This window comes from Kitasatospora sp. NPDC047058, assembly GCF_040643935.1.
Lineage (GTDB): Bacteria > Actinomycetota > Actinomycetes > Streptomycetales > Streptomycetaceae > Kitasatospora.
Window position 1 is genome coordinate 1 of sequence record NZ_JBEYVJ010000770.1, and the last position, 1,846, is coordinate 1,846.

At 75.1% G+C, this 1,846-nt stretch carries 2 protein-coding genes and 1 pseudogene; 1 reads left to right on the forward strand and 2 read right to left on the reverse strand.

What is annotated here, in order from left to right:
* Window positions 1-159, forward strand: a pseudogene (locus tag ABZ885_RS40315) (5'-methylthioadenosine phosphorylase); the annotation flags it as partial.
* Here ABZ885_RS40315 and ABZ885_RS40320 read toward each other — a convergent pair.
* Complete coding sequence (locus tag ABZ885_RS40320) at window positions 125-598, reverse strand: hypothetical protein (protein WP_360200053.1); 474 nt, start codon at window positions 596-598, stop codon at window positions 125-127. The pseudogene ABZ885_RS40315 and the gene ABZ885_RS40320 overlap by 35 nt on opposite strands.
* Window positions 598-1,713: a molybdopterin-dependent oxidoreductase gene (locus tag ABZ885_RS40325; RefSeq protein ID WP_360200055.1), complete on the reverse strand. Its 1,116-nt coding sequence runs from the start codon at window positions 1,711-1,713 to the stop codon at window positions 598-600. Before ABZ885_RS40325 ends, ABZ885_RS40320 begins: the two co-directional genes overlap by 1 nt.
* Between the last annotated feature and the right edge of the window lie 133 nt (window positions 1,714-1,846).

Consider the following 1,846-nt stretch of genomic DNA (forward strand, 5'->3'; position numbering starts at 1 on the left):
ACCCACACCGAGGTCCTGGAAGTCTTCGCCCACAACGTCGACCGGCTGCGCACCGTCCTGTTCAAGGCCCTCGAGCAGCTGCCGGTCGTGCGCGAGTGCCCGTGCCGGAGCGCCCTGGACGGCCTCACGACCGGTCTTCCCGGCGTCCCCGGCGACTGACCGGCCGGTCACGGAGACCGACCACCCGGTCACGGAGGCCGGTTGACCGGTCACCCCGCCGCCACCGCCCGGCCAGCGCCACGAGCAGCGCGACGACGGCGGTGGCGGCGAGCACCAGCAGCCAGTTGCGCAGGTACGGCAGCGGCAGCACCGACGGGTTGCCGTGGTCGTCGTCGGCGCGCAGCACCGCGGGCAGCCCGACCGCGGTGACCGCCGCCGCGACGACCAGCCAGCCGCGCAGCACCGGCCCGCGCACCAGGAACGCGCCGAGCAGGCAGACCAGCGGCACCCAGAGCCCGTCGTGGACCACCAGGGCGCCTGCCGCCCACACCAGCACGCCCACCGGGTCGGTGATGTAGGGGTCGCCGAGCATCCCGTACAGGCCGTAGCCGGTCAGGGCGAGGCCGGCCACCAGCAGGAGGCCGCGGATCCGGGCCATCAGCCCATCACCTCGATCCGGGCGACCCACTTGGTCTGCAGGACCCCGGGCCGGTTCGGCGCGATGATCCGTGCGGGGAAGCCGTGGTCCGCCGTCAGCACCTCGCCGTTGACGCGCAGCGCGAGCAGGCTGAGCGGATCGTCGGCGTACTGGGCGGGCATCTCCATCACCCGGTACGGGCCCTCGGCCTCCAGCGAGGTCACCCGCACGGCGGTGCCGGCCGGGATCCCGGCGCGGGCCAGCAGATCGGCCACCCGGACCCCGGTCCAGCGCGCGCCCGCGCTCCAGCCCTCCACACAGGCGATCGGCAACTCCACCTCGTACTGCGGGAGTTCGTCGAGCTCGGCCAGGGTCAGCGCGTACGGCCGCGGCCCGTCGACCCGCAGCCGCCAGTCGGCCGGCACGGTGACCGTCCCGGCCTGGGCGGCGGTGCGGTTCACCGGAAGGCCCTGCGGGCCGACGTCGGGGCGGCGCGGGGCCAGCAGGTCCAGCCCGCTGAGCCAGGGGACGGACTGCCCGGCGGTGACGAGCGTGACCGCGCCGACCGCGGCGGTGGTCGTGGCGAGGAAGGCCCGGCGCCCGGCCAGGGCGGGCACCGCCCGGCGCCACCAGTTCGCGGCGATGAGCGGCGCCTTGACGGCCACGTGGACCAGCAGGCCGCCGGTGGCCAGCCAGCCCAGCCAGAAGTGCGTCTGCCGGAACGGGAACGGCCACGGGTACCACTGCAGCGTGTTCAGCAGGCCGGTGAACAGTTCCAGCAGCGTGGCCGCCACCAGGACGGCGATGCCGAGCCGTTCGAGGGCGTGCAGGACGCTGCGGGCCGGCGGCCACTCGAAGAGCCTCGGGTAGACCGCCCACAGCTTCGCGCCCGTCAGCGGGATCGCGGCCAGCCCGCTGATCACGTGCAGCCCCTGGGTGACCCGGTAGCCGTTCACCGGCCGGACCGGCAGATGGCCCGCCAGCCAGGAGGGCGGGTCCTGGAGCAGATGGCTCGTCAGGCCGGTCAGGAAGCAGACGACCAGCGCGCCGCCGAGCCAGCGCCCGACCACCACCGTGGTGCGCGGCTCGTGCAGGGGCGAGGTGAAGGCGCCGTCGCGGAACGGGCCCCGGCGCAGGGCCTCCGGCGGGGACGGCAGCGCCGGGTCGTAGCGGCGGCGGGCAGGGGAGGGATCGGAGTTCACGTCCCCCATCGAAGCGTCCCGGCACCGCCCGCAGGCGGTTCGACGTGCTTACGGAATCCGAACGGCG